Source organism: Bradyrhizobium sp. 604_D8_N2_3 (assembly GCF_051810765.1).
Lineage (GTDB): Bacteria > Pseudomonadota > Alphaproteobacteria > Rhizobiales > Xanthobacteraceae > Bradyrhizobium > Bradyrhizobium barranii.
In genome coordinates this window covers 3,969,003-3,992,789 of the sequence record NZ_JBPWPM010000001.1, presented here as the reverse complement: position 1 = coordinate 3,992,789, position 23,787 = coordinate 3,969,003, and the positions used below count along the sequence as shown (strand labels likewise).

Below are 23,787 nucleotides of genomic sequence, written 5' to 3'. Positions count from 1 at the left end.
TTCGAGACGGCGCTACGCGCCTCCTCAGGATGAGGTCCGGGACCCTCATGGTGAGGAGCGCGGCAACGCCGCGCGTCTCGAACCACGAGGCCCCGGTTCCTCTTCACATCAATCCTTCGGACGCAGCTTCTCGACTTCGGCGTCGCTGGGCAGATAGTCCGAGCCCTTCTTGTAGACGGAGTCCACCATCACGCCCTTGCCGTCCTTCAGAGCGGTCTTGCCGACATAGGCACCGAGCGTCGACTGGTGGTCGATCTTGCGGAAGGTGATCTCGCCGAATGGCGACGGCATCGACAGACCCTCCGCCGCGGCAATCAGTTTCTCAGGATCGGTCGAGCCGGCCTTCGCAAGGATCGCGGCGGCCGCCTTGATGGTCTGGTAACCGACGATCGAGCCCAGGCGCGGATAATCGTTGTACTTGGCCTGATAGGCCTTCAGGAACGCGTCATGCTCGGGCGTCTTGATCGAGTACCAGGGATAGCCGGTGACGATCCAGCCCTCCGGCGTCTCGTCCTTGAGCGGATCGAGATATTCGGGCTCGCCGGTCAGGAACGAGACGACCTCGCGCCCCTTGAACAGGCCGCGGGTGTTGCCTTCACGCACGAGCTTCACGAGGTCGGCGCCGAAGGTCACGTTGAGGATCGCTTCGGGATTGGCCGCGGCAACCGCCTGCACCACCGGACCCGCGTCGATCTTGCCCTGCGGCGGCCACTGCTCGTCGACCCACTGGATGTCAGGGCGCTTCTCCGACATCAGCTTCTTGAACACCGCGACCGCGGACTGGCCGTATTCATAGTTCGGCGCGATGGTCGCCCAGCGCTTGGCCGGCAGCTTGCTGGCTGCTTCCACCAGCATTGCCGCCTGCATGTAGTTGGAGGGGCGCAGACGGAAGGTGTACTTGTTGCCCTTGGACCAGGTGATGGCATCCGTCAGCGGCTCGGCCGCGAGGAAGAACACCTTCTTCTGGTTAGCGAAGTCGCTGACGGCGAGGCCGATGTTCGACAGGAACGTACCCGTCAGCATCGCAACCCCCTCGCTGGAGACGAGTTCATTGGCCGCGGTCTGCGCATCCGCCGGCTTGCCGCCGTCGTCCTTGGAGACGACGACGAGCTTCTTGCCGTTGATGCCGCCGGCCGCGTTGACCTGTTCGACTGCGAGCTGCCAGCCCTTGCGATAGGGCTCGGTGAACGCCGGCAACAGCGAGTAGCTGTTGATCTCGCCGATCTTGATCTCCTGCGCCACGGCCGAATGAACCATGCCACCCGCCAGCAGCGCGAAGGCCGCGCCCACAAAAGTGTTTCTCGCTCGCATCCCAACCTCCAGTTATGAACTCTCTACGTCTTCAGCGTGATCTTGTCGGAGAAGCTATGCCCGCCTCCCCGGTTCAAACTCTATTTCAAACCGTCTTCGCCCTTCACTTCCGCAACCGTCAGCCCGCCGACGCGCGGCAAGGGGCGGCCGCTATCGGTGACGGCGACCGCGACCATGATCTCGTTGGCGCGCGGCGCATCGTTGATCTGCACCTCCATGCCGTCAAAATGGCTGCGCACGAAGGCTGCGTCCTTGTGCCCGAGCGGAATGTCCAGCGTCGTGCCCGGGCCGCTGCGCTTCTTCGACGACGGGATCAGCGCCGCGCCCTTGCTCAGGACCTTGCGCACCGGGGCACCCATCTTCGGATGCAGGATAGCCGCCGCATGCTCCAGCTCGCCGTTCTCGCCGACCGCCGCGGCCTTGCCGTAGCTTTGCGCCTTCGCGCCATCGATGCCGAGCGCCGCCACCGCGCGCTTCGCCAGGAGATCGCCGAGCTCCTCGCCGATCGCGATCAGGGGCGAGAGATCCTCGACATATTTGCCGGCAAAGGGATTCTCGATCACGGCGATCGCCGCGGCGCGCCGCGTCGGCGGCGAGACCTGGCGGCCCATTTCCATCTGCGTCTCTTCGACGACGGTGACGATCTTGCGGATGATCGCGCTCATGTTTCGCTTCCCTGTTCAGGCATAGACCGCGTTCTCCAGCATGCGCGGGCGCGTTCGTTGCTGTTCTATATCCTTGGTTCCGATGACAAGCATATCACCACAAAGCTGCAACACGGCACCCTCGATCAATCCGCGATCGAACAATTGCCGTGCACATTCCGCGCCAGATTCCAGCGCGGCCGCAATCTCGCTCTGCGACAATTCACCGACATCGCGGGTGACGAGACGCGCGCCGAGATCGCTGTCGGGCTGAAGCTCGCTGGCAGGCTTTCTGATGATGGCGGGATGCCCGGGCAGATCGACGGCATTGGCGATGACCGTCGCCGCTGCATCGGCCTGCGATGCCGTGGCAGCCAGCACCGTGACCGCGTCGGCAATGCCGAGCGAAAAGCTGCGGCCGTGACGCCCGCTGGTCGCGATGCCGCGCACGGGATCACCCGAGTAGACCCTCATCTTGCGCAGCACGCCGTCACGATCAGGCCGGTCCATCAGGCCGACCGAAAAATGCTCGCCCTCGGCGAGATGCAGCGCGATATCGCCGCCATTGTTGACATAGGCCTGATCGAGCGCCGCAGCGCCCAGCATGGCGCCAAGAATCTCCTCTGCCACGCTGCCGGCAACCGCGGCCATCGGCGTAATGAAGCAATCGGCGGCATAGGGTGCGACAGCAGCGTGCATCCGACGCGCCACCACGCCCTTCAGCGAGGTCTGCTTCTCAGCAGCCGTCCGCAGTTCCGGCAATTCTGCGCAGAGTTCGTCGAGCAGTCCGGTGAAACGCCGCGCCGCCGCCTCATAGGCCGCACACACTGCGTCCGCGCGCCCCCTCGCCTCCACGATCAGATCAATCGGTCCATCCTGCAAATGCAGCCGCCGGCCACCAGACAGCAATGCGATTTGCGGGAGCCTGGTCATGCCCAGCGCCCCGGAATCGGGTTCTGCCATGGCAATTGGCGAACATCTTCGCCGTTCTGCACCTCGGACAGCGGCTTCACATGATCCATGTGCCCGCCGAGCGCGGCGTAGTCCGACAGCTTCATCGTGAACTCGATCGGCGCGACCAGCGCCGGCGTCGGAACATAACCGAATGCGCCTGAGGGCATCTGCGTCACATCGACCATGTAGGTGATGCCGCCGCCCGGCCAGACATAAACAGGCGCGCCGCCGCTAGTGACGCGCGTCAGCGCGTCCTTCACCGAACGCGTCAGCCGGACCGGATTGTCGGTGACGCCAGCGCGCAAGGAGCCGCCGGCCCCCGCCATGAACAACACCGTGCACAGCGCCGGCTCGCAATTCTCCTGGATGCGCTCGACCGAGAATTTCAGGTCATCAGGCATCTCGGTCTCGACCGGCTTCAGGGCCTCGTCGAGCACATAGTAAGACGAGTGCTCGCCGGTCGTGGAGACCATCAGCATGGAGAGGCCAGCCTTGGCTTCCTTGGCATCGAACGGCCCGAGAATCGCCAGCGGATCGGAGATGTTGGTGCCGCCCCAGCCCGTGCCGGGATCGGCGACCTGGAAATAGCGGCCGGGCGTCGAGCGGCGGCCCTTCATCTTGATGCCGGTGTCGGCGATGTCGAGCAGCTTGCCGGCCTGGTGCTCCGAGAGCACGCCGGTGATGTGGTCGTCGACGACGACGACCTCGTCGACCTTGCCGTGCCATTGCTTGGCGAACATGCCAATCGTCGCCGAGCCGCAGCCGACGCGCATGCGCTCTTCCTTCATGCCGTTGACGATCGGCGCCTGGCCGGCCTGCACCACCACGTTTGCGCCGCCGTCGATGGTGAGCTCCACCGCCTTGCAATTGGCGAGATCCATCAGCGTGTCACAGGTGACGCGGCCCTCTTTCTTGGAGCCGCCGGTGAGATGATGCACGCCGCCGAGCGACAGCATCTGCGAACCGTATTCGCTTGTCGTGACGTGGCCGACCGCCTCGCCCTGCGCGCGAACGGTCGCGGTTTCCGGGCCGAGATAGCGGTCGGTGTCGATCTTCACCTTGATGCCGCAATAGGAGAAGATGCCCTCGGTGACGACAGTCACCATATCGACGCCATCGATCTCGGACGAGACGATGAACGGCGCCGGCTTGTAGTCGGGATAGGTTGTGCCCGCACCGATCGCCGTCACAAAGGTCGAGGGCTCGTGGACGATCTTGCCGTCCCAGTCTTCGGTGCGGCTGAACGGAACGAGCTTGCCGCCATGCGAGACGGTGCGTTCCAGAATCACGTGCGGGTCGACGCGGACGAGCTTGCCGTCGTGATTGGCATAGCGGTCGCAGGCGCCCGCCGCGCCCGGCTTGATGTAGCACATCACCGGACAGGCATCGCAACGGATCTTGTCGATGGCGGCGCTCGTCGTTTCAGTCACCATGTCCAAAGCCAGTCGACTGCGGTTATCATTCGTATACGAACGATGTTGCGCGCCCTCCCGAAGGCTGTCAAGCGGCGGTGCGGCGCAAAAGGTGCGGCTGCCGCATAAAACCCCATTTGCCTATCCGCTCTGTCCACAAAGAAGGCAGTCGCGCTGCAGTGCGGCATGCGCGGCTTGCACGTTTGTGTACAAACGGTATCGTCGCGACGTAGGTTTTGACGAGCAATTGGCCACGGGCTTGGGAACGAGGATGACGCAGACACCGATCCGCCTCACCGTGAACGGCAGGATCCACGAGATCACGGCAGCGCCGCAGACGCCGCTGCTCTATGTGCTGCGCAACGATCTCGCGCTCAACGGTCCGAAATATGGCTGCGGCTTGGGCGAATGCGGCACCTGCACTGTCCTGATCGACGGGCAGGCCGCGCGCTCCTGCGTGATTCCCGTCAGCGGCTGCGCAGGCCGCGACATCCTGACGCTCGAAGGGCTCGGCACGCGCGACAAGCCGGATGTGGTGCAGCAGGCCTTCATCGACGAGCAGGCCGCGCAATGCGGCTATTGCCTCAACGGCATGATCATGACCACCAAGGCTCTACTTGCGATCAACCCGCAGCCGACCGAGCAGGAGGCGCTCGCGGCGCTGCGCTACAATCTGTGCCGCTGCGGCACCCATGTCGAGATCCTGCGCGCGGTGATGCGCGCATCCGGCCAGATCACTGAGGCCGTTGATTGATGGCCTCCCCTCTTTCGAACGGAGCTGAGCGGCAGTCGGGTTCGCTCGTCGTCGTCCGTACCGTGGACGAGATCACATCCGAGACCTTCATCCGCATCACCGCGGATGGATCGGTCTCTGCCTATAACGGCCATGTCGATCTCGGCACCGGGATCCGCACCGCACTCGGCCAGATCGTCGCCGAAGAGTTAGATGTGTCCTTTGCGCGCGTCGTCGTCGTGCTCGGCGATACCGCCGTGGTGCCGAACCAGGGCGCGACGATCGCGAGCGAAACCATCCAGATCACCGCCGTCCCCCTGCGCAAGGCCGCAGCGCAGGCGCGGCACTTCCTGATCGCGCGCGCTGCCGAGCGGCTGGAGCTGCCGGCCAGCGAGATCAAGATCGAAGACGGCCTCGTGCGCGGGCACAACCGCAGCGTCAGCTATGGCGAACTGATCGGCGGCGAGACCATTCGCCTCGAGCTTGCCGACGACGTCGCGCTCAAGCCCGTTGGCGACTACGCCATCGTCGGCCAGTCGACGCCGCGCGTCGACCTGCCCGCCAAGGCGACGGGCGAGCTGACCTTCGTGCACGACATCCGCCTGCCCGGCATGCTGCACGGCCGCGTGGTGCGTCCGCCCTATGCCGGCGTCGATGCCGGCCCGTTCGTCGGCACCAGCCTGATCGCGGTGGATGAGTCCTCGGTACGTGACATTCCCGGCATCATTGCCGTCGTGAGCATCGGCGATTTCATCGGCGTGGTCGCCGAGCGCGAGGAGAACGCGATCCGCGCGGCGGAGCAGCTCGCGGTGAGCTGGAAGCCGACACCTCATCTAACCGATCTCGCCGACGTCGAGACCGCGCTGCGCGCCAATCCATCGACTCCGCGCACGCTGATCGACAAGGGCGACGTCGATAAGGCGACATCAGGCGCGGCCACGCCGATGCAGCGCACTTATGTGTGGCCGTACCAGATGCACGCCTCGATCGGGCCGTCCTGCGCAGTCGCCGATGTCCAGGACGGCAGCATCCGCGTCTGGTCGGGCACGCAGAACCCGCATGTCCTGCGCAGCGATCTGGCGCTCCTGATCGAACGTCCCGAAAGCGAGATCGAGGTGATCCGCCTGGAGGCCGCCGGCTGCTACGGCCGCAACTGCGCCGATGACGTCACCGCAGATGCACTGCTGCTGTCGCGCGCCGTCGGCCGCCCCGTGCGCGTGCAGCTAACGCGCGAGCAGGAGCATGCCTGGGAGCCCAAGGGCACCGCGCAGCTCATCGATGTCAATGGTGGGCTCGACGCCGACGGTGGCATCGCGGCTTACGATCTCGCCACCCGCTATCCCTCGAACGCAGCGCCGACGCTGGCGCTGCTGCTGACGGGCCGGATTTCACCGGAGCCCGCAGTGCTCCAGATGGGCGACCGCACTGCGATCCCGCCCTACGACTACGACCACATGCGCGTCGTCGCCCATGACATGGCGCCGATCGTGCGCGCCTCCTGGTTTCGCGGTGTCTCGGCGCTGCCGAACACGTTCGCGCATGAATCCTATATCGACGAGGCCGCGACCGAGGCCGGCGTCGATCCGATCGAATACCGCCTGCGTTACCTGAAGGACCAGCGCGCCGTCGATCTCGTCAATGCGGTGGCCGAGCGCGCGGGCTGGACGCCCCGGCCGGTCCGTGAAGAGAAAGACGGCGAAATCGTGCACGGGCGTGGCTTTGCCTATGCGCTCTATGTCCACAGCAAGTTTCCCGGCTATGGCGCGGCGTGGTCGGCCTGGGTCGCCGACGTTGCGGTGAACAAGTCCACCGGCGATGTCAGCGTCACGCGCGTCGTCGCCGGGCAGGACTCCGGGTTGATGATCAATCCGGACGGCGTGCGCCACCAGATCCACGGCAACGTCATCCAGTCCACCAGCCGCGCGCTGATGGAGGAGGTCTCGTTCGAGCGCGGCGCGGTGACGGCGCGCGAATGGGGCGCCTACCCGATCATCCCCTTCCCCGACGTGCCCAAGATCGACGTGCTGATGCTGCCGCGTCAGGACCAGCCGCCGCTCGGCGTCGGCGAGTCCGCCTCGGTGCCGAGCGCAGCGGCGATCGCCAACGCGATCTTCGATGCCACCGGCGTGCGCTTCCGCGAGCCGCCGTTCACGCCGGAACGCATCCTGAAGGGATTGCACGGCGAAACATCGCCCGTGCCGCAGGCCCTGCCCGCACCCGCTGCGCCAAAACCGTCCCACATCTGGCAGAATCCGTTCGCCAAGCGCGCCGGCATCTTCGCGACGATCGCGGCCGTCTGCACTGCCGCGATCGGCATCGGCGCAGCCCTCCTGCCCGGGCGCGCGATCGCGCCGATCGCACGTCCCGATCCATCGGTCTATTCCGCGGCGACGATCGCGCGCGGGGAGCAACTCGCAGCACTCGGCAATTGCGCGGAGTGCCACACCAGCCTCAATGGCGTGCTCAACGCCGGCGGCCGCGCACTTCAGACGCCGTTCGGCACGATCTACTCAACCAACATCACGCCCGACGCCGAGACCGGCATCGGCGCCTGGTCCTATCCCGCCTTCGAGCGCGCGATGCGCGACGGGCTGCACCGCGACGGACGGCAGCTCTACCCCGCCTTCCCCTACACCCATTTCGCGAAGACCAGCGCCGCCGACATGCAGGCGCTCTACGCCTACCTGATGACCCAGCCTTCGGTTCGCGCCACGGCGCTGGCGAATGCGCTCGCCTTCCCGTTCAACCTCCGCCCGCTGCTTGCGGGCTGGAATGCGCTGTTTCATCAGACTCAAGAATTCAAGCCCGATCCCGCCAAATCCGAGCAGTGGAATCGCGGCGCCTATCTCGTCGAGAGCCTCGGCCATTGCAGCGCCTGCCATTCGCCGCGCAACGCGCTCGGCGCGGAGCAACGCGAAGCCTATCTCGCCGGCGGCTTTGCCGAGGGCTGGGAAGCGCCGGCGCTGACCTCGCTCTCACGCGCGCCGATCCCGTGGAGCGAGGACGAGCTTTTCGCCTATTTGCGCACCGGCCATTCGCGCTATCACGGCGTCGCGGCTGGTCCGATGGCGCCGATCGTCAAAGACCTCAAAGCCCTGCCCGACCCCGACATCCGCGCGATGGCGGTCTATCTCAATTCGTTCAACGACACCGCGATCGATACGCGGGGCCAGGATGCACTTGCCGCAAAGCTTGAGAGCGCAACGCAAGTCACGGTGGCGCCTTCCACCGGCGCGCGGCTCTATCAGGGCGCCTGCGCCGTCTGCCACGAGGTCGGCGGCCTGCCGCTGTTCGGAACGCGGCCCTCGCTCGCGCTCAACAGCAATCTGCACAGCGCGACATCGGACAATCTCGTGCAGGTCGTCCTGCACGGCATCGCTGAGCCCGTCTCCAGCGACCTCGGCTACATGCCCGCCTTCAAGAACAGCATGAGCGAAGCGCAGGTCGAAGAACTCGTCACCTTCCTGCGCAAGCAGTTCGCGCCGGACAAGCCGGCCTGGACCGGCGTCCGCGAGACGATCGCGCGCGTACGCACCTCAACGCATTGATTTTTGGAGCATGACCTGATCGGAAAGCTGCTTCACACTTTGCGCTAACGCGGCCCTTCGGGTCCGGGTCATGCTCTAGCCGTGCTTCTTCGCCTCCACCGGCGGTGTGCCGTGGGTGTGGAATGACTCGATCGTCTTCAATCCCCACGCCTGCCCCTTCTTGCGCTCCTCCTCGGTCCACACGATCGGCTTCCAGTCGGGCGCGAGGATGAGGCGCGCGCCGGCGTTGGCGACTTCGACGCGGTTGCCGCCGGGCTCGTAGACATAGAGGAAGAAGGTCTGCTGGATCGCGTGCTTGTGCGGGCCGGTCTCGATGTGCACGCCGTTCTCCAGGAAGATATCGGCGGCGCGCAAAATCTCCTCGCGGCTGTCGAGCGCGTAGGTGACATGGTGAAAGCGACCGGGCGTACCGGAATGGTCGAGCGAATAGGCAAAATCGTAGCTCTTGTTCGACATCGTCAGCCACATCGCCGCTTCCCGCCCGTCGTTGAGCACGATCTGCTCGGTGAGGCGGCAGCCGAGATAGTTTTCGAAGAACTCGCGGTTGGCCTTGATGTCCACGGCGAGGCAGTTGAGGTGATCGAGACGGCGGACGTTGACGCCGCGCGCGGGAAAGCGTTGCGCCTGGTTCTTCAGCGCAGGTCTAAGCTCCGGCGGCGCCTGGTACCATTCGGTCTCGTAATAGAGCTCGACGATATGGCCATCAGGATCGCGGCAGCGGAAGGTCGGCCCCTGCCCCATGTCGCCGTCGATCCAGCCGATGTCGAAGCCGGAGCCTTTGAGCGCGGCGACGCGGCGCTCCAGCGCCTGCTGGCTGCGCGCGCGCAGCGCCATATGCTCCATGCCTGATGTCTTCGACGCCGTCAGCTTGAGCGAATAGCGCTCGTAATCGTCCCAGCCGCGCAGGTAGACCGACTCGCCCTTCTGCCCGCTCACCGTCATGCCCATGACGTCAACGAAGAATTTCAGGCTCTCGTCAGGCTTCGGCGTCAGCAGTTCCATGTGGCCGAGATGAGCAAGATCGAGGATCGGTTCGGGCTGCATGCTTTCCTCCGGGCGTGGCTGCGATCCGCCGGACCGGATCGCGCAATCGGACGCAAGGCTGCAAACGCGCTCAAGTGTCCGGGGGCGGCATCCAGGCCGCGGGTTCATTTGTACTAATGTACAAATGATTAGGTCCCGTCAACAAATCAAAACATCGCCGCCCGGATCGAATGACGCGCCAGCCGGGATGACCTCCATCCCCGAACGGCGGACCGACTGGCCGAATGGTAAAATCTTCCTTAAGCGCTGTCGGGCCTATCGGCCTAGAAAAGCGGCATTCCCCTACCGATTCCGCCCGCAAGTATGCATTAGGAGCAAATCTCTCAACCGAATTGTCGCAGATTTAACAAAGCCCCCGCGCCTGCCGTTTAACCGTTTGTCCAGCCGCGGCACGCATAGTCAGGGTTAAACCTCTTGCTCATGCCAGGTTCATTCATCGTGACATCCTTTGGACGCGTGATTTCGGTACGCGGGTCGCTCGCCCGGGTCGGGCTGCTGGCGGCAAGCCAGATGCCGGTCTCGGAAATTCGGGCCACCGTCGGCCGTTTCGTCAGCATCCGCTGCGCCAGCTCGGTGATCGTCGCCATGATCACCGAGGTGTCCTGCGAGAACCTCTCGAACTCCGACTACATCGCCATCGCGTCGGTCGACCTGCTCGGCGAAATCCACAATGCCGCCGACAAGGCCAAGTTTCAGCGCGGCGTCACCAACTATCCGACCATCGGCGATTCCGTCGACCTGATCACGAGCCAGGAGCTGCGCACGATCTACGCGCCGACCGGATCGGACCAGATCAATGTCGGCTTCCTCCAGCAGGACCGCTCCGTCGTCGCCTATGTCGACGTCGAAGAAATGCTCTCCAAGCATTTCGCGGTGCTGGGATCGACCGGCGTCGGCAAATCCACCGGCGTGTCGCTGCTGCTCAACGAGATCCTGAAATCACGCCCGAACCTGCGCATCTTCCTGCTCGACGTGCACAACGAATATGGCCGCTGCTTCGGCGATCGCGCGCTGGTGCTCAACCCGCGGAACCTGAAGCTGCCGTTCTGGCTGTTCAACTTCGAGGAAATCGTCGACGTGCTGTTCGGCGGCCGCGCCGGCGTGCCCGAGGAGCTTGACGTCCTCGCCGAGGTGATCCCGATCGCCAAGGGCATCTACACCCAGTATCAGAACACCGATCGGCTCGGCCTGAAGCGCATCGATCCCAAGCAGGTCGGCTTCACCGTCGACACGCCGGTGCCGTATCGGCTGGTCGACCTGATCTCGCTGATCGACGAGCGCATGGGCAAGCTGGAAAACCGCTCCTCGCGCATCATCTATCACAAGCTGATCTCGCGCATCGAGGCCGTCCGCAACGACCCGCGCTACGCCTTCATGTTCGACAACGCCAATGTCGGCGGCGACACCATGGCCGAGGTGATCAGCCATCTGTTCCGCCTGCCCGCCAACGGCAAGCCGATGACGGTGATGCAGCTCGCCGGCTTCCCGGCCGAGGTCATCGATTCCGTCGTCTCGGTGCTGTGCCGCATGGCCTTCGACTTCGGCCTGTGGAGCGACGGCGTGTCGCCGATGCTGTTCGTCTGCGAAGAGGCGCACCGATATGCCTCCGCCGACCGCAATGTCGGCTTCGGGCCGACCCGCAAGGCGGTGTCGCGCATCGCCAAGGAAGGCCGTAAATACGGCGTCTATCTCGGCCTCATCACCCAACGTCCGGCCGAGCTCGACGCCACCATCATCTCCCAGTGCAACACGCTGTTCACGATGCGTCTGGCCAACGAGCGCGACCAGGCGCTGCTGCGCGCCGCGGTATCGGATGCGGCCGCGAACCTGCTGTCCTTCGTGCCATCGCTCGGCACCCGCGAAGTCCTGGCGTTCGGCGAAGGCGTCGCGCTGCCGACCCGCCTGCGCTTCAAGGAGGTGCCGCCGCATCAATTGCCGCGCGGCGAAGCCACCATCTCAAGCGTGCCGTCGGTCACCTCCGGTCACGACATGCATTTCGTCGGCGCCGTGCTCGAGCGCTGGCGCGGCGCCACCTCGCAACGCGACGTGCCGAACGATCCGGTGTTTTCGCAGCCGCCCGCGAAGACGCTCGCGACCGCCGAAGCGCCGATGCTGCAGCCCTCGATGGGGCTGGACCCGGATCGCTTCTCGCTGCTGAAGAAGCCGCTGCGGTAAGGAACGGACACCGCTTCGGCAAATTCCGCTGTCATGCCCCGGCTTGACCGGGGCATCCAGTACGCCGCGGCCTCGATTCAATCACGATCGCCTCTGAAATTTCCCGAACAGCAGAAAGTCGTGAAAGACGGGGAATGCCCCGGATATCGCGGCTCAAGGCCGCGTCTCGCGGATAGCCCAAGGCTTGTCCTTCGTGCTACCGTTGCCTTTTAGAGCCGGTTTGAGCACGCGGGGCGCGAGGATGTCCGTGGGCGGTGCCAATATTGCGGATCGTAACATCATAACGGTGCTCGCCGTCGACATGGTGGGTTCAACTCGCCACATCGCGGCTTGCGATCCCGATGAAGCTCAAGCGTTTTTGGACCAGTGGCTGGATCACATCCGCAGCTCCGTGGAGCGTCTCGGGGGACAGATTGTCCACTATGCGGGAGACGGTGGCATTGCCATATTCGGCTGGCCAACCGCATATGAGGATCATGCGGATCGTGCGTGCATCGCAGCCTGGGACATTCAGAGTCATAGCCAGTCGACCGGCCCCAGGGGAGATCCGGTCAACTTTCGCGTCGGACTTCACTCCGGCCTGGTCGGCTTACGCATAGGCGGCAAAAATGCCATCGCCCGCTTCGACGTTGCCGGAGCGACCGTGCACGTTGCTGCCAAGCTGCAGCAGGAAGCGGCGGCAGGCGAGATCAGGGTTAGCGCCGAAACCGCAAAGCTGTGCCGATCGCCACTCGAACTTGCGGCACACAAGACGACTTCGGGAATCGCCGATCGGGTCATCGAGGCCTACACGCTGAATGCCCGGCCGGACGATGTCGATCACAACGAAATCGCCAGCCGCTATCAAAATCCGATCGTGAATCGGGTCGACGAACTTGCGGCGCTTCGGGAGCTCCTCCCGCGCCCGGGCGCCAAAAGCTGCTCCGTCACGCTGCTGGGCGAACCAGGTATCGGCAAGAGCCGCCTTGCGACAGCCGTAATGACCGAGGCACTGACATCCGACGTGAGATGCTGCGTCTTTTATGGCGGCGTACAGAAACGTGCCACCGCATTCGCCGCCGCCCGCACCTTGGTGGGCGACATGCTCGCTGCAAACAGCTCATCTTCGGATGAACATATTCGCGAGGCTCTCGCGGAACTGCACGTCGAGGCAGGCGATCGCAGAAAGCTCGAAGCCCTATTCATCGCTGGAAAAGCGTCCTCTCGCCAACGATTGACTGACAATACGCAAACGCAAATTGCACGTGCACTTGTCAATGCCTTCCTCGCATTGGCGCTTGATAGACCAACTCTCTTGCTGATCGAAGACCTCCAGTGGATCGATCCGGAAAGCCGCCATTTCCTGAAATTGCTCGCGCGCGCAAGTACCCCACAGCCGCTTTGCATATTGCTGACCGGACGTCCGGAATCATCAGACCAGTCCATGGAGATTGCGGGCTCGCTCATTCATCTGCAACCGCTGTCGCGGGCCAACATGGAGGCTTTGGGACGCCAATTGTGGCCGAAAACTCGATCCCCCACCGTGTTTGCGAGAGCAATCGATCGCGCCGACGGCGTCCCCTTCGTATTGGAAGAGTTCTTGCGTTCGGCGGACGCGACGAACGCAACGAGCGAACATTCGCTGCCTCAGAGCGTCGAGTCCGTGATTCATGCGCGGCTGCAACGACTTTCTCCGAAGTTGAAGGCATTCGTGCAGACGCTCAGCCTGCTGGGACAGGAGGTCGAAATCCAATTGGCTACGACGGTGCTCGGCGTGGACGTAGGCGAGCTGCTGACTGCGTTGTTCGAGCTTGCCCGATTTGCTTTTGTCCATCCGCTTGCGGGTAACTCCGTGCGTTTCCGGCATCAGATCATCGCCGAGGCCTGTGCAAACACGATACCGCGTGGCCGGCGTCTGGAAATCCACCAGGCCGCTGTCCAGGCGATCATTCGGCGTTACCCGAATCTGGATGGCCGTTACGAACAGTTGGCCTTTCATGCAGAGGAAGCCGGAGATGCTGATGCGGCACTTGGCTATCTCTGGGAGGCCGCCGTCGAAGCGCGCCGGAACGCCGCAGCCTCGTCGCTCAGTTTGATATACGACCGGGCGCTCAAGCTCATCGAGCGTCTTGGGGAAGCCGCCGAGGAAAAATATGTCGACTTCGGTCGAATGAGCTTCGCTTCGATGCTGCAACTCGGCGAATTCAAAAAAGTAAATATGCATTTGCCACGAACGTTGGAGCTGGCGCGGCGCCAAGGCAGGATTGCTCACGTGTGCAGCGTCCAGTCGCAACTCGGGATGGTCTACTGGTTTGAGGGCCGGTATGAAGAAGGGCTGCAAATAACGAGCGAGGGATTGAGAACGGCTCGAGCGCTGAAATCGACCGCACTCATATTTTCAAATCAGACCATCATGGCAAATGTGTTGCACAGCATGGGCCACGTCCATCGCGCGATTGCGGCGATGGACGAACTGAATGAAATGCTCACAGGAGAACTCGAGACTGCCCGTCTCGGGACACCGGCCGGTCCAAAATGCACGGTTTTGGCATTCAGGAGCTGGTTCATGAATGCAACAGGTCAATATGCGGAGGCGCTCGGATTTGCATTGCGTGCATTGGAGATCGCAGTTCGTGAACAGGATTCATATGGGCAAGTGCTCGCCCGCATTACGATGGGACGAAATCTCCTCATGCTCCATCGAAATGACCAGGCTGTGGAATGCTTGTCGATTGCAAGGGAGATCGTCGAACGTAACGGCTACGATGCCAGCAAGGCCAACCTGACCGGAGCAATGGCGACCGCTCTGGCACGAACAGGCCAGGCACATCAGGCCGTCGACCTGATAGACGCTTGTATGGAGAGCGGCACGCATCTGCGGACAGGCCAGATCGAGCTCTGCCTTCTCTATGCGGGTTACGCTGAGGCTCTCGTTCGGGACGGGAAATCCGAACGTGGCCTGAGCGCCTTGGATGACGCTCTTTCCATCGCCAGGACCATCAGGAACCCATGGCTGATTGTCGAATGTCTTGGTTTGAGGGTGCGACTGCTCGCCGAGGCGAAGCCTGGCATCGCCCGCGTCGTTGAGGACCTCGCCGAGATGCACGCGATTTGCGATCAGTTTGGCATTGTTGCCTGGGACGGATCCCGGCTCGCGGTTTAGCAAGGCCGCTCGTGTCGAGACACACCAGTTCACCGGGCCCGTTTCGTGGGCTCGCCGCGCTTCAACGGGCGTGGCATGCAATCCGGGGCTCCGACCCGGACCAACGACCTTGACGGGACTTTGCCAAGAAGTACAATCTCGAGCATCGGACGGCTATTTCTGACAGCTCTCGTCGCTACCGGGCGAGCTGCGTCTCGCCCAGCTCCGCATATCTGCACAGATTCTGGTTTCGAGAAAACGGGTGGTTCAATTGTAGTTCATGGAGGGTCATGCGATGCGTCGTATCGCTTTCCTCATTGGCTTTGCGCTGGTCGCCGCCGCAAGTTCGGGAATTGAGACCGCTCTCGGCGATCCCATTTATGTCGACCAAGGCCCGACATGGACAGCGGAAGACAGGGCCGACTACTACACGCGCGACCAAGGCTCCCGCTTAATCAACCTCACCTGGTTACGGGCATTGAAAGCGAAGGACGGACAACCGTTCCTCTCGGATGGTCTGGCCCGATACGGCTTTCTCCCAAATCCGGGCAATAATACCAACCTCCCCGTCGGCCTCCATACCACGGGTCCCGCAGAGTCCCAGATGGTCGGGATAACATGCTCCGCGTGTCACACGCGGCAGGTTGAAGTTGGGGGCAAGACGTACCGCATCGACGGCGGTCCGGCCTTTATGGATTTCCAGGAGTTCCTGAGCGACCTGGACAAGGCGGTAGGAGACGTAACCGCCAGCGACACGGCATTCGCTGCATTTGCTGCGGCCGTCTCCCAACCTGCGACACCTTCTGCTGCCGATGTTGCCGCACTACGTCAGAGGGTTGATGCATGGCACCGGCGCGTTCATGCATTCGTGACCGGTACATTGCCGCCAGTTGGTTGGGGCCCCGGACGTCTGGACGCGATCGGGATCATCTTCAATCGCATATCCGGCACCGACGTTGGGCCGCCGCCCGATTATTTGATCCCGGAGAACATGAAGATTGGCGATGCTCCGGTGCGCTATCCTTTCCTGTGGAATTCACCGATGCAGAACCAGACCGACTGGGCCGGTTTTGTGTTGAATGGAAACCGCGTCTTCGCACTCGCCCGGAACACGGGACAGGCTCTCGCATTCGGCAACTTCGAACCAAGGCGCTCGTTCGGCCCGTTCTTCAACTATGCCAACTCCATCAACTTCGATGGACTGAAACGACTTGAGGAATTGCTCCTGAAGATGGGCCCGCCAAAATGGCCATCAGATTGGCCTATCGACTCGAAGCTGGCTAAAGACGGTCAAAAAATCTTCGAGAGGCAGTGCAGCAAGGGGTGTCACGAGAAGAAGGAAGTCCGTGCCCTGCGCGACCTGTTTGTTACGACGTGGGTGACGCCGGTTCAGAACGTCGGCACCGACACACGTCAATTCGACGAGCTTGGTTGGAGGGTGAAGACCGGCGCGCTGAAGGGAGCAAGTATCCCGTTGATCGCCAGGCACCTCGAGGAGGAGGATTATGCCGTCCACATGATGTTCAGTGCAGTCGCCGGAGCGATCCTCGACAATAAGCTGTATCTGGGGAGCGACGTCGGCCCCGGTGACGGCTTTGGCTCCTCGTTGCCTCCCAACGCCCAAAAGGCGCCCTCCACATCCCTCTCTCTGTCACCGGCTCCGGTCAAGGCGTCCATCGCGCCGCCCAGCAGCGCGCAACCTCCGAACCAGCCAGAAAGCCTGACGATCGAACCTGGGACGCTTCTTGAGCGGACCCTCAACAGAGGCGAGTATGAAGCTCGCGTGTTGGAGGGAATTTGGGCCGCAGCGCCTTATTTGCACAACGGCTCGGTGCCGACATTGGCGGAGTTGCTCGTACCGCCTGCGAAGCGCATGTCACAATTCAAAGTTGGCGCGAGATACGACATCAAGAATGTTGGTCTTGACGTCACACAAGAGGGGCCAACTCGTCCAGTCACCGATTGCAATGACCTCAATTCAGGAAACAGCCGATGCGGGCATGACTATGGCACGCGCTTGAGCGACGACGAAAAGAAGGCACTCCTCGAATATTTGAAGACTCTTTGAGAGCCTCGGCTCTGTCTGCACTAGCCAGGATGTAGTCCGCGCAAGCGCTTTGCGCGAAGGACTGCGATCGACTATGTTCCGCGTTTCCCCGAGAGCCCCATCCGGAACATCGTCATGTCCCCTCCTCCTTCACAACGCTTCCCCGCACCCGCCCTTGACACGCTCCCCGACGACATCCGCACGCGCCTGCTCGCCGTGCAGGAGAAGAGCGGCTTCGTGCCGAACGTGTTCCTGACGCTGGCCTACCGGCCCGACGAGTTCCGCGCGTTCTTCGCCTATCACGACGCGCTGATGGAGAAGGACGGCGGCCTCACCAAGGCCGAACGCGAGATGATCGTGGTCGCGACCTCGGCGGCCAACCAGTGCCAGTATTGCGTGATCGCGCACGGCGCGATCCTGCGCATTCGCGCCAAGAACCCTGTGATCGCCGACCAGGTCGCTGTGAACTACCGCAAGGCCGACATCACGCCGCGGCAAAAGGCGATGCTCGATTTCGCGATGAAGGTCTCGGCCGACGCACAGCGCGTCTCCGAGGAGGACTTCGCGGTGCTTGCACCGCACGGCTTCAGCGACGACGACATCTGGGACATCGCCGCGATCTCCGCCTTCTTCGCGCTATCCAATCGACTGGCAAACTTCACCGGCATGAAGCCGAACGAGGAGTTTTACCTGATGGGGCGCTTGCCGAAAAAATGACGGAGCTCGACTGGCCCGAAATCCTTGCTCGTCTCGGTGCCGCGACCGTCGCCGCCGGCGCGATCGGCCTCGACCGCGACCTGCACGGCAAGCCGATCGGGCTGAAGACGCTCGGCATCGTCGGGCTCTCCACGGCGACCGTGGTTCTGCTCGCCCTGCAGCTCGCCGAGCCAACCAAGGTCGCCGATGCCACCAGCCGCGTCATCCAGGGCATCCTCACCGGCATCGGCTTTCTCGGTGCCGGCGTCATCGTGCATCAAAGCATGGGATTTCGCGTCCGCGGACTGACCAGCGCCGCCTGCACCTTTCTCGCGGCCTGCATCGGCATCGTCTGCGGCGCCGGACAATGGAAGATCGTCACCGTCGCGCTGGCGCTCGCCTTCGTGCTGCTGACGGTGGGCCGCCACATCGAGCGACGGTTGCACCGCGTGCTCGGCGGGAAGGAGGATGCGCACACCGCGGAGACGTCTCCGGACGCGCCGCCGCGGACCTAACCGGCTGCGCCAGCACGCGGCTCTCACATCCGTCACGTTTTCCGTCGCTGGCTCCAGAAGCTTCCGACACCGACGATGGCGGTGACGAGCAGAACGGCAACGAAGGTCTGGATGATCGTGAAATTCAGGGCATCGCGCGCGACGAACAGCGCAGTGATGGCACCGGCAACGATGAAGAGAATGCGAAAGATTGCGCTCACGGTGATGCCTCCGGGTCAGCATGACTCGGAGCCACCTGCGCCCTCGACATTCAGGCAACACCGGTTCGGCAATCATGCCGACGGACCATAGCGCCCTGCACCGATAAGAATTTGCGGTAGGTCAAGTCGCCTGCGCGCCTCAAAGCATTGGCGACTGATGCAGGTAACGGCCGTCGAAATCGGCAAGTTCCAGAAATTTCCGCTCGTCCAGCACCGTGACGCGGCCGCGGTGCAGCTCGACGATGCCCTCCTGCCGCAACTGCTTGATCACGCGGTTGGCGTGCACCCCGGTGATTCCCAGAGCTTCGCCGATCTGCTCCTGGGTCAGCGGCATCTCGAAGCTGTTGCCGTCAAGACGCTCGATGACCCGGAGGCGTTCGCGCAGCTCGATCATGACATGGGCAAGCCTTGCGGGCGCGGGACGCTGGCCGACATTGACGATCCATTCGCGAAACATGGCGGCGTCGATCAGGGTGTCTCGCCAGAACATCTCGGCGACGCTTGGACTGCGCTGGTGCAATTTTCGCAGCGTTTCGTGACTGATGAAGCCGAGCGTGCATGGCGTCAGCGTCGACAAGTCGTGATCCATCACATGCAGGAACAGGCTCATCAGGTCAGGGATCTCGCCGGGGATGTGGATGGAGAGGATCTGACGCTTGCCGCTTGCTATCGTCTTGGAACGCGCACAGAAGCCGTCTGCGATCAGGCAGCAATCGGTTGCGCGCTCGCCGTCGCGCACCACGGGCGCCTCCGCCGAATATTGACGAACCGCAATCGGGAGCGCCTCGATCTCCTTCACGTCGTCGTCCGAGATGCCGGAAGATGTACGCAAACGCCTGACAAGCGCAGCACGGATCGTATCGCTGGGCACGCGAGCTAGCTCCGGTTGGTATGAGATGGGACCTGTACTGCAATCCCTGGCGCAGAGGCGCCGCTGCAATGAAAAACCCGCGATCCACGCCCCCGGTTCCAACAAAAGTTAAGGACGCCACTCGCCTCCCCATGGTTGGCTTCGCGCCGGAAAGGTCCAGCCATGACCAAGAAACGCAACCGCACGCGACCGGCCCTGTCACTCCAGGAGCGCCTGAACAAGTTCACGCAGGACGCCCGGGCCGCGGCCAAGAAGCTGCCAGCCGGCACCGAACGCCACACACTGTTGCAGAAGGCGCGCAACGGCGAGGCAGCCGCCGAAATCGAACGCCTTCTGTCCTCACCCGGCCCGCAGCACCAGAAGTGATCGTCCCACCGTTGCGTAGCGGCGACTGCGAGGCGCTACACCGCTAGCGCTGCGCCATCAACTCGAGCGCCGGAGCAAAGCGCTCGGAGAATGTCAGCGTCTTGGCGTGGCGAACTGCGGCAAACGACGCCGAGATTCCTGCTGTGGCGACTGCGAGCAAGGCGATTACGAAAACCAGACGGCGCATTTCGGCCTCCTGTGTGAGCTCGACTACCCCACAGAGATGGGGTGGCTCTGTTTCAGGACGGTTTCATCCTTGCGGAAAATGACTTCGCTCAAGCGGCTGTGATGAGATGCGGCTTCTCGGGCCGCCGCGCCGTAACCAACTAATAATCATCGTCGTTGTCTTGCGACGGTCGCGAGCGGTACCGGGAATTTCACGCCAGCGGCCACGATCATGAATCGCAAGACTGCCGCGATAAGCAGTATTCGCAGAAATGCGGAGTCATCGAGGATTGCTCAAATGAACGTCGTCATCCGGAAGCTCAATGGTCTATGGCACCTCGTCGTCGGCTCGTGCCAGATCCGAACGCCCTTCCTGGCAACCCAGGACCGCGCGTTGGTCGTGAGCTACGCCCGGCGCGTCTACCCGGGCGCCAAGATCTTCCAGCGCGACTGATGCGAGCGGTTGCGCCTAATCGTCATCCGCCGGCCCGCACCAGCCGGGCAGATAGACAGCGTCCTTGCTCTTGGCCGCGGACAGGGCCTTCTCGAGCGCCTTGTCGAAATTGGCATCGACTGCCTTGCGCGTCAGTTTCCGGCGCAGAAAGTCGGCCCACAGGAATTCCGAGAACGGCGTGGTATCCTTCGCGAAGCCGCCCATGCGGCGGAGCTCGCCGGCAAGGCTTCGGAACGGATCGTCCTTGAGATCGACGACCGATTTCGGCAGATCGCGGAACGGCCGCCGTTCGCCCTTGGAATCGTAAGGATAGACCCAGCGCTTGTTGTCCATCACGCCCCAGAAAGCCTCGCGCTCGACCATTCTGAGGTCGCCGACCACGGTCACCAGCACTTCCTTGACGCCCTCGTCGTGCAATGCGCGGCCGAGATGATGATGGTCGATCACGTAGTAGCGCTGGTCCGGTCCGTAGACGACGGGGATCATGTGATTGCCGAGCAGGTCGGCCTGCTTCTTCTTGTCGTGCTCGCGCCAGCGCTTGCGCTTCTCCTTGACCTCGCGCATCCCGACCGTCATCTGCGTCGGCCGGAGCGACAGGATCGGCACCGGATGCACTCTCGGTTCGCGCGCGTTGGTGGTGGTCATGATGAAGGCCCCTCACATGGTTGCAACCGGTGGTCCAGTTCCCTTGATTATGCCATGGGCCGCGCGGTGGCAAAATGCGTTCGATCCGGCCGCGGAGATCACAAGCGGATGTTCACGGGAGCCGACGGTGCGTGCTTCGGGGTTGTTGCAACGCAACCTCCGCTTCCTGTCACCGACCTGACAGTCGGCGGCGCGTTCGCTCGCGAGCCGTTCCGGAAAGATGCCATGCAAGATAGTGCGAAAGCGCAATGCACGTGCGCGTTGAGAAGATTTTCTGCAAGGCATTCACGACGTATGCTATCTAAAAACCGCTGCTTCGGAGTGATCCCCTCACCATGAAAACACAGCGGCCCATCAGCTCGGATGACGAGCACCGGGTGCTCCAGTTCAGGCCGCGCAACGCGTCTCCCCCGCCGGTCCAACGGGGCAGCGGTACCGTGCAGCCGCTGCGCGTCGCGCCCGAGCCGCTCGACCTGTCGCGCTACGAGAAGCCCCGCCCGGAACCGGACAATTTCCGCCACCGCATGCTCGCCAATATTGCGGCGCTCGCCTTCACCATCGCGCTGACCGCAATCGGGATCTGGCTCGCGGTGAGCATTGCCGACCTGCGCCGTACCCAGGACTGCGTGCTGATGGGCCGCCGCGACTGTGCCAAGATCACGACGCCCCATATCTAGGCTCGTCCCCCGGCCGAAGGGGCCGCCGACGGCATCCCCAGCCCTGTCGCCGGGGCCGCCCGGCTCCATTGAACTCAGGGCGGCGCTCCGATATACGGGCTTTCGACCCGGCCAGAGGGGGGGTTGAGGGCGTCATCGGGGCGCGATGCCCACCCACCGTTCCACTCTGGAACCTCAGACAAATATCAGCAATATATCAAAGGCTTAGTGATGTCCTCCACATTCGATCAGGTCGCTACGATCATCGCTGAAACCTGCGACATCCCGCGCGACACGATCACGCCGGATAGCCACGCCATCGATGACCTCGGCATCGACAGCCTCGATTTCCTGGACATCGCGTTCGCGATCGACAAGCAGTTCGGCATCAAGCTGCCGCTGGAAAAGTGGACCCAGGAGGTCAACGACGGCAAGGCGACCACCGAGCAGTATTTCGTGCTGAAAAATCTGTGCGCCCGCATCGACGAACTGGTTGCGGCCAAGGGCGCGAGCGCCTAAGCGCGCGGTCATGCAACTCGAATACTTCCACATGATCGATCGCGTCGTCGACCTCAACGTCGACGCGAAGACGATTGTCGTCGAAGCCCTGGTCCCCAAGGAGAGCACGATCTTCGAGGGGCACTTCCCGGGCTATCCCCTGATGCCCGGCGTACTCCTGATCGAATCGATGGCCCAGGCCTCGGGCTGGCTTCAGCTCGGCGTGCTCAAGTTCGAGCGCATGCCGATCCTGGCCGCCGTCAAGGAGGCCAAGGTCCGCGGCTCGGTCTTCCCCGGCGATCTCATGACCATCGAGGCGACCCTGTCGCATCAGGGCTCGGGCTATGCGGTGACCGAGGCCAAGATCAAGGTCGGCGGTAAGCTGCGCGCGAATTCGACGCTCACCTTCACGCAGATCCCCTTCCCCAATGCGGATATGCGCGGCTTCATGGACGCGGTCGCCAAACGCGTCGGCTTCCCGCAACAGGCCGGATCGCCATGACTGACACTGCTTCGAAGCCCGGCCAGACGGAAGTCTGGATCACCGGCATTGGCCTTGCCACCTCGCTCGGCGAAGGCCTGGACGCCAACTGGGCCGCGCTTCAGGACAAGCGCATCAATGTCGACGAGAAGGGCTTTGCGCCCTGCATCGTGCATCCCCTGATGCCTGTGACCTTCGACAGCCAGATCCCGAAGAAGGGCGACCAGCGCCAGATGGAAGCCTGGCAGCGCATCGGCACCTATGCCGCGGGCCTTGCGCTCGATTCCGCCGGGATCAAGGGCAACAAGGACATCCTGTCGAAGATCGACATGGTGGTGGCCGCCGGCGGCGGCGAGCGCGACCTCAATGTCGACTCCGGCGTGCTCACGGCCGAGGTCAAGGGCGCCAATGCGCCCGGCTTCCTCAACGAACGGCTGATGAGCGATCTCAGGCCGACGCTGTTCCTGGCCCAGCTCTCGAACCTGCTCGCCGGCAACATCGCCATCGTGCACGGTCTCGGCGGCACCTCGCGCACTTTCATGGGCGAAGAGGTCGCGGGTGCCGATGCGGCGCGCATTGCGCTCGCGCGCATCGCCTCGGGCGAGAGCGACATCGCGCTGATCGGCGGCTCCCACAATGGCGAGCGCAAAGACCTGATGGTCCTCTACGAATTCGGCGACTTCAACCTGAAAGACAAGTTTGCTCCGGTGTGGGCGCGCAAGGATCACCCCGGTTTCGCGTTGGGATCTGCCGGCGCGTTCCTGGTGCTGGAATCGAAGGCGCACGCGGAAGCGCGCGGCGCAAAGCCGTTCGCAAAGCTGTCGAGCGTCGTTGCCGACCTCGCCCGGCGCAAGCAACCCGGCGACACGGCCGCGACGCTGGAGAAGCTTTGGGAAAAGCTGCCCAGGCGCGAGGGCAAGGGCGCGATCATATCGGGCGCGACCGGCGCGGAGCCCGCGACGTCAGAGGAGCGCGGCTTCCTGAAGGGCCATGCTGACTTCCCCGTGCGTTCGACCGGCACGATGTTCGGCCACGCCATGGAAACGCAATTCCCGCTTGGCATCGCGCTCGCGGCGCTGTCGATCTCGCGCGGTGCGCTGTTCCCGCCGAACGATTCCACCGGGACCGAGATTGAAATGCAGGGCGCGCCCACCCAGATTGTGGTGGTGGGGGCCGGACACTGGCGCGGCGAGGGCATGGCTCTGGTCGAGGCCGTAAGCTGAAGCGCGTCGCGCTTTGGCGGATGCTCTA

Annotated in this window: 22 protein-coding genes; 13 read left to right on the top strand and 9 right to left on the bottom strand. The window is 63.3% G+C overall.

Annotated features, from left to right (window positions below; translation table 11 throughout):
- Window positions 1-108 precede the first annotated feature (108 nt).
- The 4 genes from AB7245_RS18765 to AB7245_RS18750 all read right to left on the bottom strand — a co-directional run bounded on the left by AB7245_RS18765 (window position 109) and on the right by AB7245_RS18750 (window position 4,342).
- Window positions 109-1,311 (bottom strand): ABC transporter substrate-binding protein, encoded by a 1,203-nt coding sequence (locus AB7245_RS18765; RefSeq protein ID WP_439034598.1) that lies wholly within the window; start codon window positions 1,309-1,311, stop codon window positions 109-111.
- Between the two features lie 80 nt (window positions 1,312-1,391).
- On the bottom strand, window positions 1,392-1,976 hold the full coding sequence (locus AB7245_RS18760; RefSeq protein WP_085404807.1) for an amino acid synthesis family protein: 585 nt from the start codon (window positions 1,974-1,976) through the stop codon (window positions 1,392-1,394).
- A gap of 15 nt (window positions 1,977-1,991) precedes the next feature.
- Window positions 1,992-2,888: a UPF0280 family protein gene (locus AB7245_RS18755; protein WP_439034597.1), complete on the bottom strand. Its 897-nt coding sequence runs from the start codon at window positions 2,886-2,888 to the stop codon at window positions 1,992-1,994.
- Window positions 2,885-4,342, bottom strand: coding sequence for a 6-hydroxynicotinate reductase (locus AB7245_RS18750; RefSeq protein WP_175627470.1), 1,458 nt, complete (start codon window positions 4,340-4,342; stop codon window positions 2,885-2,887). The genes AB7245_RS18755 and AB7245_RS18750 overlap by 4 nt, the downstream gene beginning before the upstream one ends.
- A 250-nt stretch (window positions 4,343-4,592) precedes the next feature.
- On the opposite strand from AB7245_RS18750, the gene AB7245_RS18745 reads away from it, so the two are divergent.
- Both AB7245_RS18745 and AB7245_RS18740 read left to right on the top strand, forming a co-directional pair.
- On the top strand, window positions 4,593-5,075 hold the full coding sequence (locus AB7245_RS18745) for a (2Fe-2S)-binding protein (protein WP_028159320.1): 483 nt from the start codon (window positions 4,593-4,595) through the stop codon (window positions 5,073-5,075).
- Window positions 5,075-8,602: a molybdopterin cofactor-binding domain-containing protein gene (locus AB7245_RS18740; protein WP_439034596.1), complete on the top strand. Its 3,528-nt coding sequence runs from the start codon at window positions 5,075-5,077 to the stop codon at window positions 8,600-8,602. The genes AB7245_RS18745 and AB7245_RS18740 overlap by 1 nt, the downstream gene beginning before the upstream one ends.
- A gap of 75 nt (window positions 8,603-8,677) precedes the next feature.
- Here the strand turns inward: AB7245_RS18740 and AB7245_RS18735 are convergent, their stop codons facing one another.
- Window positions 8,678-9,646, bottom strand: coding sequence for a catechol 2,3-dioxygenase (locus AB7245_RS18735; RefSeq protein ID WP_038955078.1), 969 nt, complete (start codon window positions 9,644-9,646; stop codon window positions 8,678-8,680).
- 420 nt (window positions 9,647-10,066) lie between these two features.
- On the opposite strand from AB7245_RS18735, the gene AB7245_RS18730 reads away from it, so the two are divergent.
- The 5 genes from AB7245_RS18730 (at window position 10,067) to AB7245_RS18710 (ending at window position 18,200) form a co-directional block, all read left to right on the top strand.
- A complete protein-coding gene (locus AB7245_RS18730; protein ID WP_166352327.1) occupies window positions 10,067-11,821 on the top strand; it encodes an ATP-binding protein in 1,755 nt (584 codons plus the stop codon).
- A 247-nt stretch (window positions 11,822-12,068) separates the two neighbouring features.
- On the top strand, window positions 12,069-14,963 hold the full coding sequence (locus AB7245_RS18725) for an ATP-binding protein (RefSeq protein WP_439034595.1): 2,895 nt from the start codon (window positions 12,069-12,071) through the stop codon (window positions 14,961-14,963).
- A 274-nt stretch (window positions 14,964-15,237) separates the two neighbouring features.
- Entirely contained in the window at window positions 15,238-17,010 is a 1,773-nt protein-coding gene (locus AB7245_RS18720) for a di-heme-cytochrome C peroxidase (RefSeq protein ID WP_439034594.1), read from the top strand.
- A 114-nt stretch (window positions 17,011-17,124) separates the two neighbouring features.
- Window positions 17,125-17,706 carry a peroxidase-related enzyme gene (locus AB7245_RS18715; protein WP_439034593.1) on the top strand — a complete coding sequence of 194 codons (582 nt, stop codon included), beginning with the start codon at window positions 17,125-17,127 and terminating at the stop codon, window positions 17,704-17,706.
- Window positions 17,703-18,200, top strand: a complete 498-nt coding sequence (locus AB7245_RS18710) for an MgtC/SapB family protein (RefSeq protein WP_354117409.1) — start codon at window positions 17,703-17,705, stop codon at window positions 18,198-18,200. The genes AB7245_RS18715 and AB7245_RS18710 overlap by 4 nt, the downstream gene beginning before the upstream one ends.
- A 32-nt stretch (window positions 18,201-18,232) precedes the next feature.
- Here AB7245_RS18710 and AB7245_RS18705 read toward each other — a convergent pair whose 3' ends face one another.
- Both AB7245_RS18705 and AB7245_RS18700 read right to left on the bottom strand, forming a co-directional pair.
- A complete protein-coding gene (locus AB7245_RS18705; RefSeq protein ID WP_166094532.1) occupies window positions 18,233-18,400 on the bottom strand; it encodes a hypothetical protein in 168 nt (55 codons plus the stop codon).
- Window positions 18,401-18,539: 139 nt separating this feature from the next.
- On the bottom strand, window positions 18,540-19,271 hold the full coding sequence (locus tag AB7245_RS18700; RefSeq protein ID WP_439034592.1) for a Crp/Fnr family transcriptional regulator: 732 nt from the start codon (window positions 19,269-19,271) through the stop codon (window positions 18,540-18,542).
- Window positions 19,272-19,433: 162 nt separating this feature from the next.
- On the opposite strand from AB7245_RS18700, the gene AB7245_RS18695 reads away from it, so the two are divergent.
- Window positions 19,434-19,637, top strand: coding sequence for a hypothetical protein (locus AB7245_RS18695; protein WP_354117407.1), 204 nt, complete (start codon window positions 19,434-19,436; stop codon window positions 19,635-19,637).
- Window positions 19,638-19,680: 43 nt separating this feature from the next.
- Here AB7245_RS18695 and AB7245_RS18690 read toward each other — a convergent pair whose 3' ends face one another.
- A complete protein-coding gene (locus tag AB7245_RS18690; protein ID WP_166094525.1) occupies window positions 19,681-19,824 on the bottom strand; it encodes a hypothetical protein in 144 nt (47 codons plus the stop codon).
- Between the two features lie 276 nt (window positions 19,825-20,100).
- On the opposite strand from AB7245_RS18690, the gene AB7245_RS18685 reads away from it, so the two are divergent.
- On the top strand, window positions 20,101-20,256 hold the full coding sequence (locus tag AB7245_RS18685) for a hypothetical protein (RefSeq protein ID WP_166352319.1): 156 nt from the start codon (window positions 20,101-20,103) through the stop codon (window positions 20,254-20,256).
- 15 nt (window positions 20,257-20,271) lie between these two features.
- On the opposite strand, the gene AB7245_RS18680 is transcribed toward AB7245_RS18685, so the two are convergent.
- A complete protein-coding gene (locus tag AB7245_RS18680; protein ID WP_247307139.1) occupies window positions 20,272-20,901 on the bottom strand; it encodes a ParB-like protein in 630 nt (209 codons plus the stop codon).
- 335 nt (window positions 20,902-21,236) lie between these two features.
- Here AB7245_RS18680 and AB7245_RS18675 point away from each other — a divergent pair, with 335 nt between their 5' ends.
- From AB7245_RS18675 to AB7245_RS18660, 4 genes are all read left to right on the top strand, one after another.
- On the top strand, window positions 21,237-21,578 hold the full coding sequence (locus AB7245_RS18675; RefSeq protein WP_063983965.1) for a hypothetical protein: 342 nt from the start codon (window positions 21,237-21,239) through the stop codon (window positions 21,576-21,578).
- A gap of 210 nt (window positions 21,579-21,788) precedes the next feature.
- Window positions 21,789-22,076 carry an acyl carrier protein gene (locus AB7245_RS18670; RefSeq protein WP_007592476.1) on the top strand — a complete coding sequence of 96 codons (288 nt, stop codon included), beginning with the start codon at window positions 21,789-21,791 and terminating at the stop codon, window positions 22,074-22,076.
- A gap of 10 nt (window positions 22,077-22,086) precedes the next feature.
- Window positions 22,087-22,557 carry a 3-hydroxyacyl-ACP dehydratase FabZ family protein gene (locus AB7245_RS18665; protein WP_063983966.1) on the top strand — a complete coding sequence of 157 codons (471 nt, stop codon included), beginning with the start codon at window positions 22,087-22,089 and terminating at the stop codon, window positions 22,555-22,557.
- Window positions 22,554-23,759: a beta-ketoacyl-ACP synthase gene (locus AB7245_RS18660; RefSeq protein WP_063983967.1), complete on the top strand. Its 1,206-nt coding sequence runs from the start codon at window positions 22,554-22,556 to the stop codon at window positions 23,757-23,759. Before AB7245_RS18665 ends, AB7245_RS18660 begins: the two co-directional genes overlap by 4 nt.
- The last annotated feature ends 28 nt before the right edge of the window (window positions 23,760-23,787 follow it).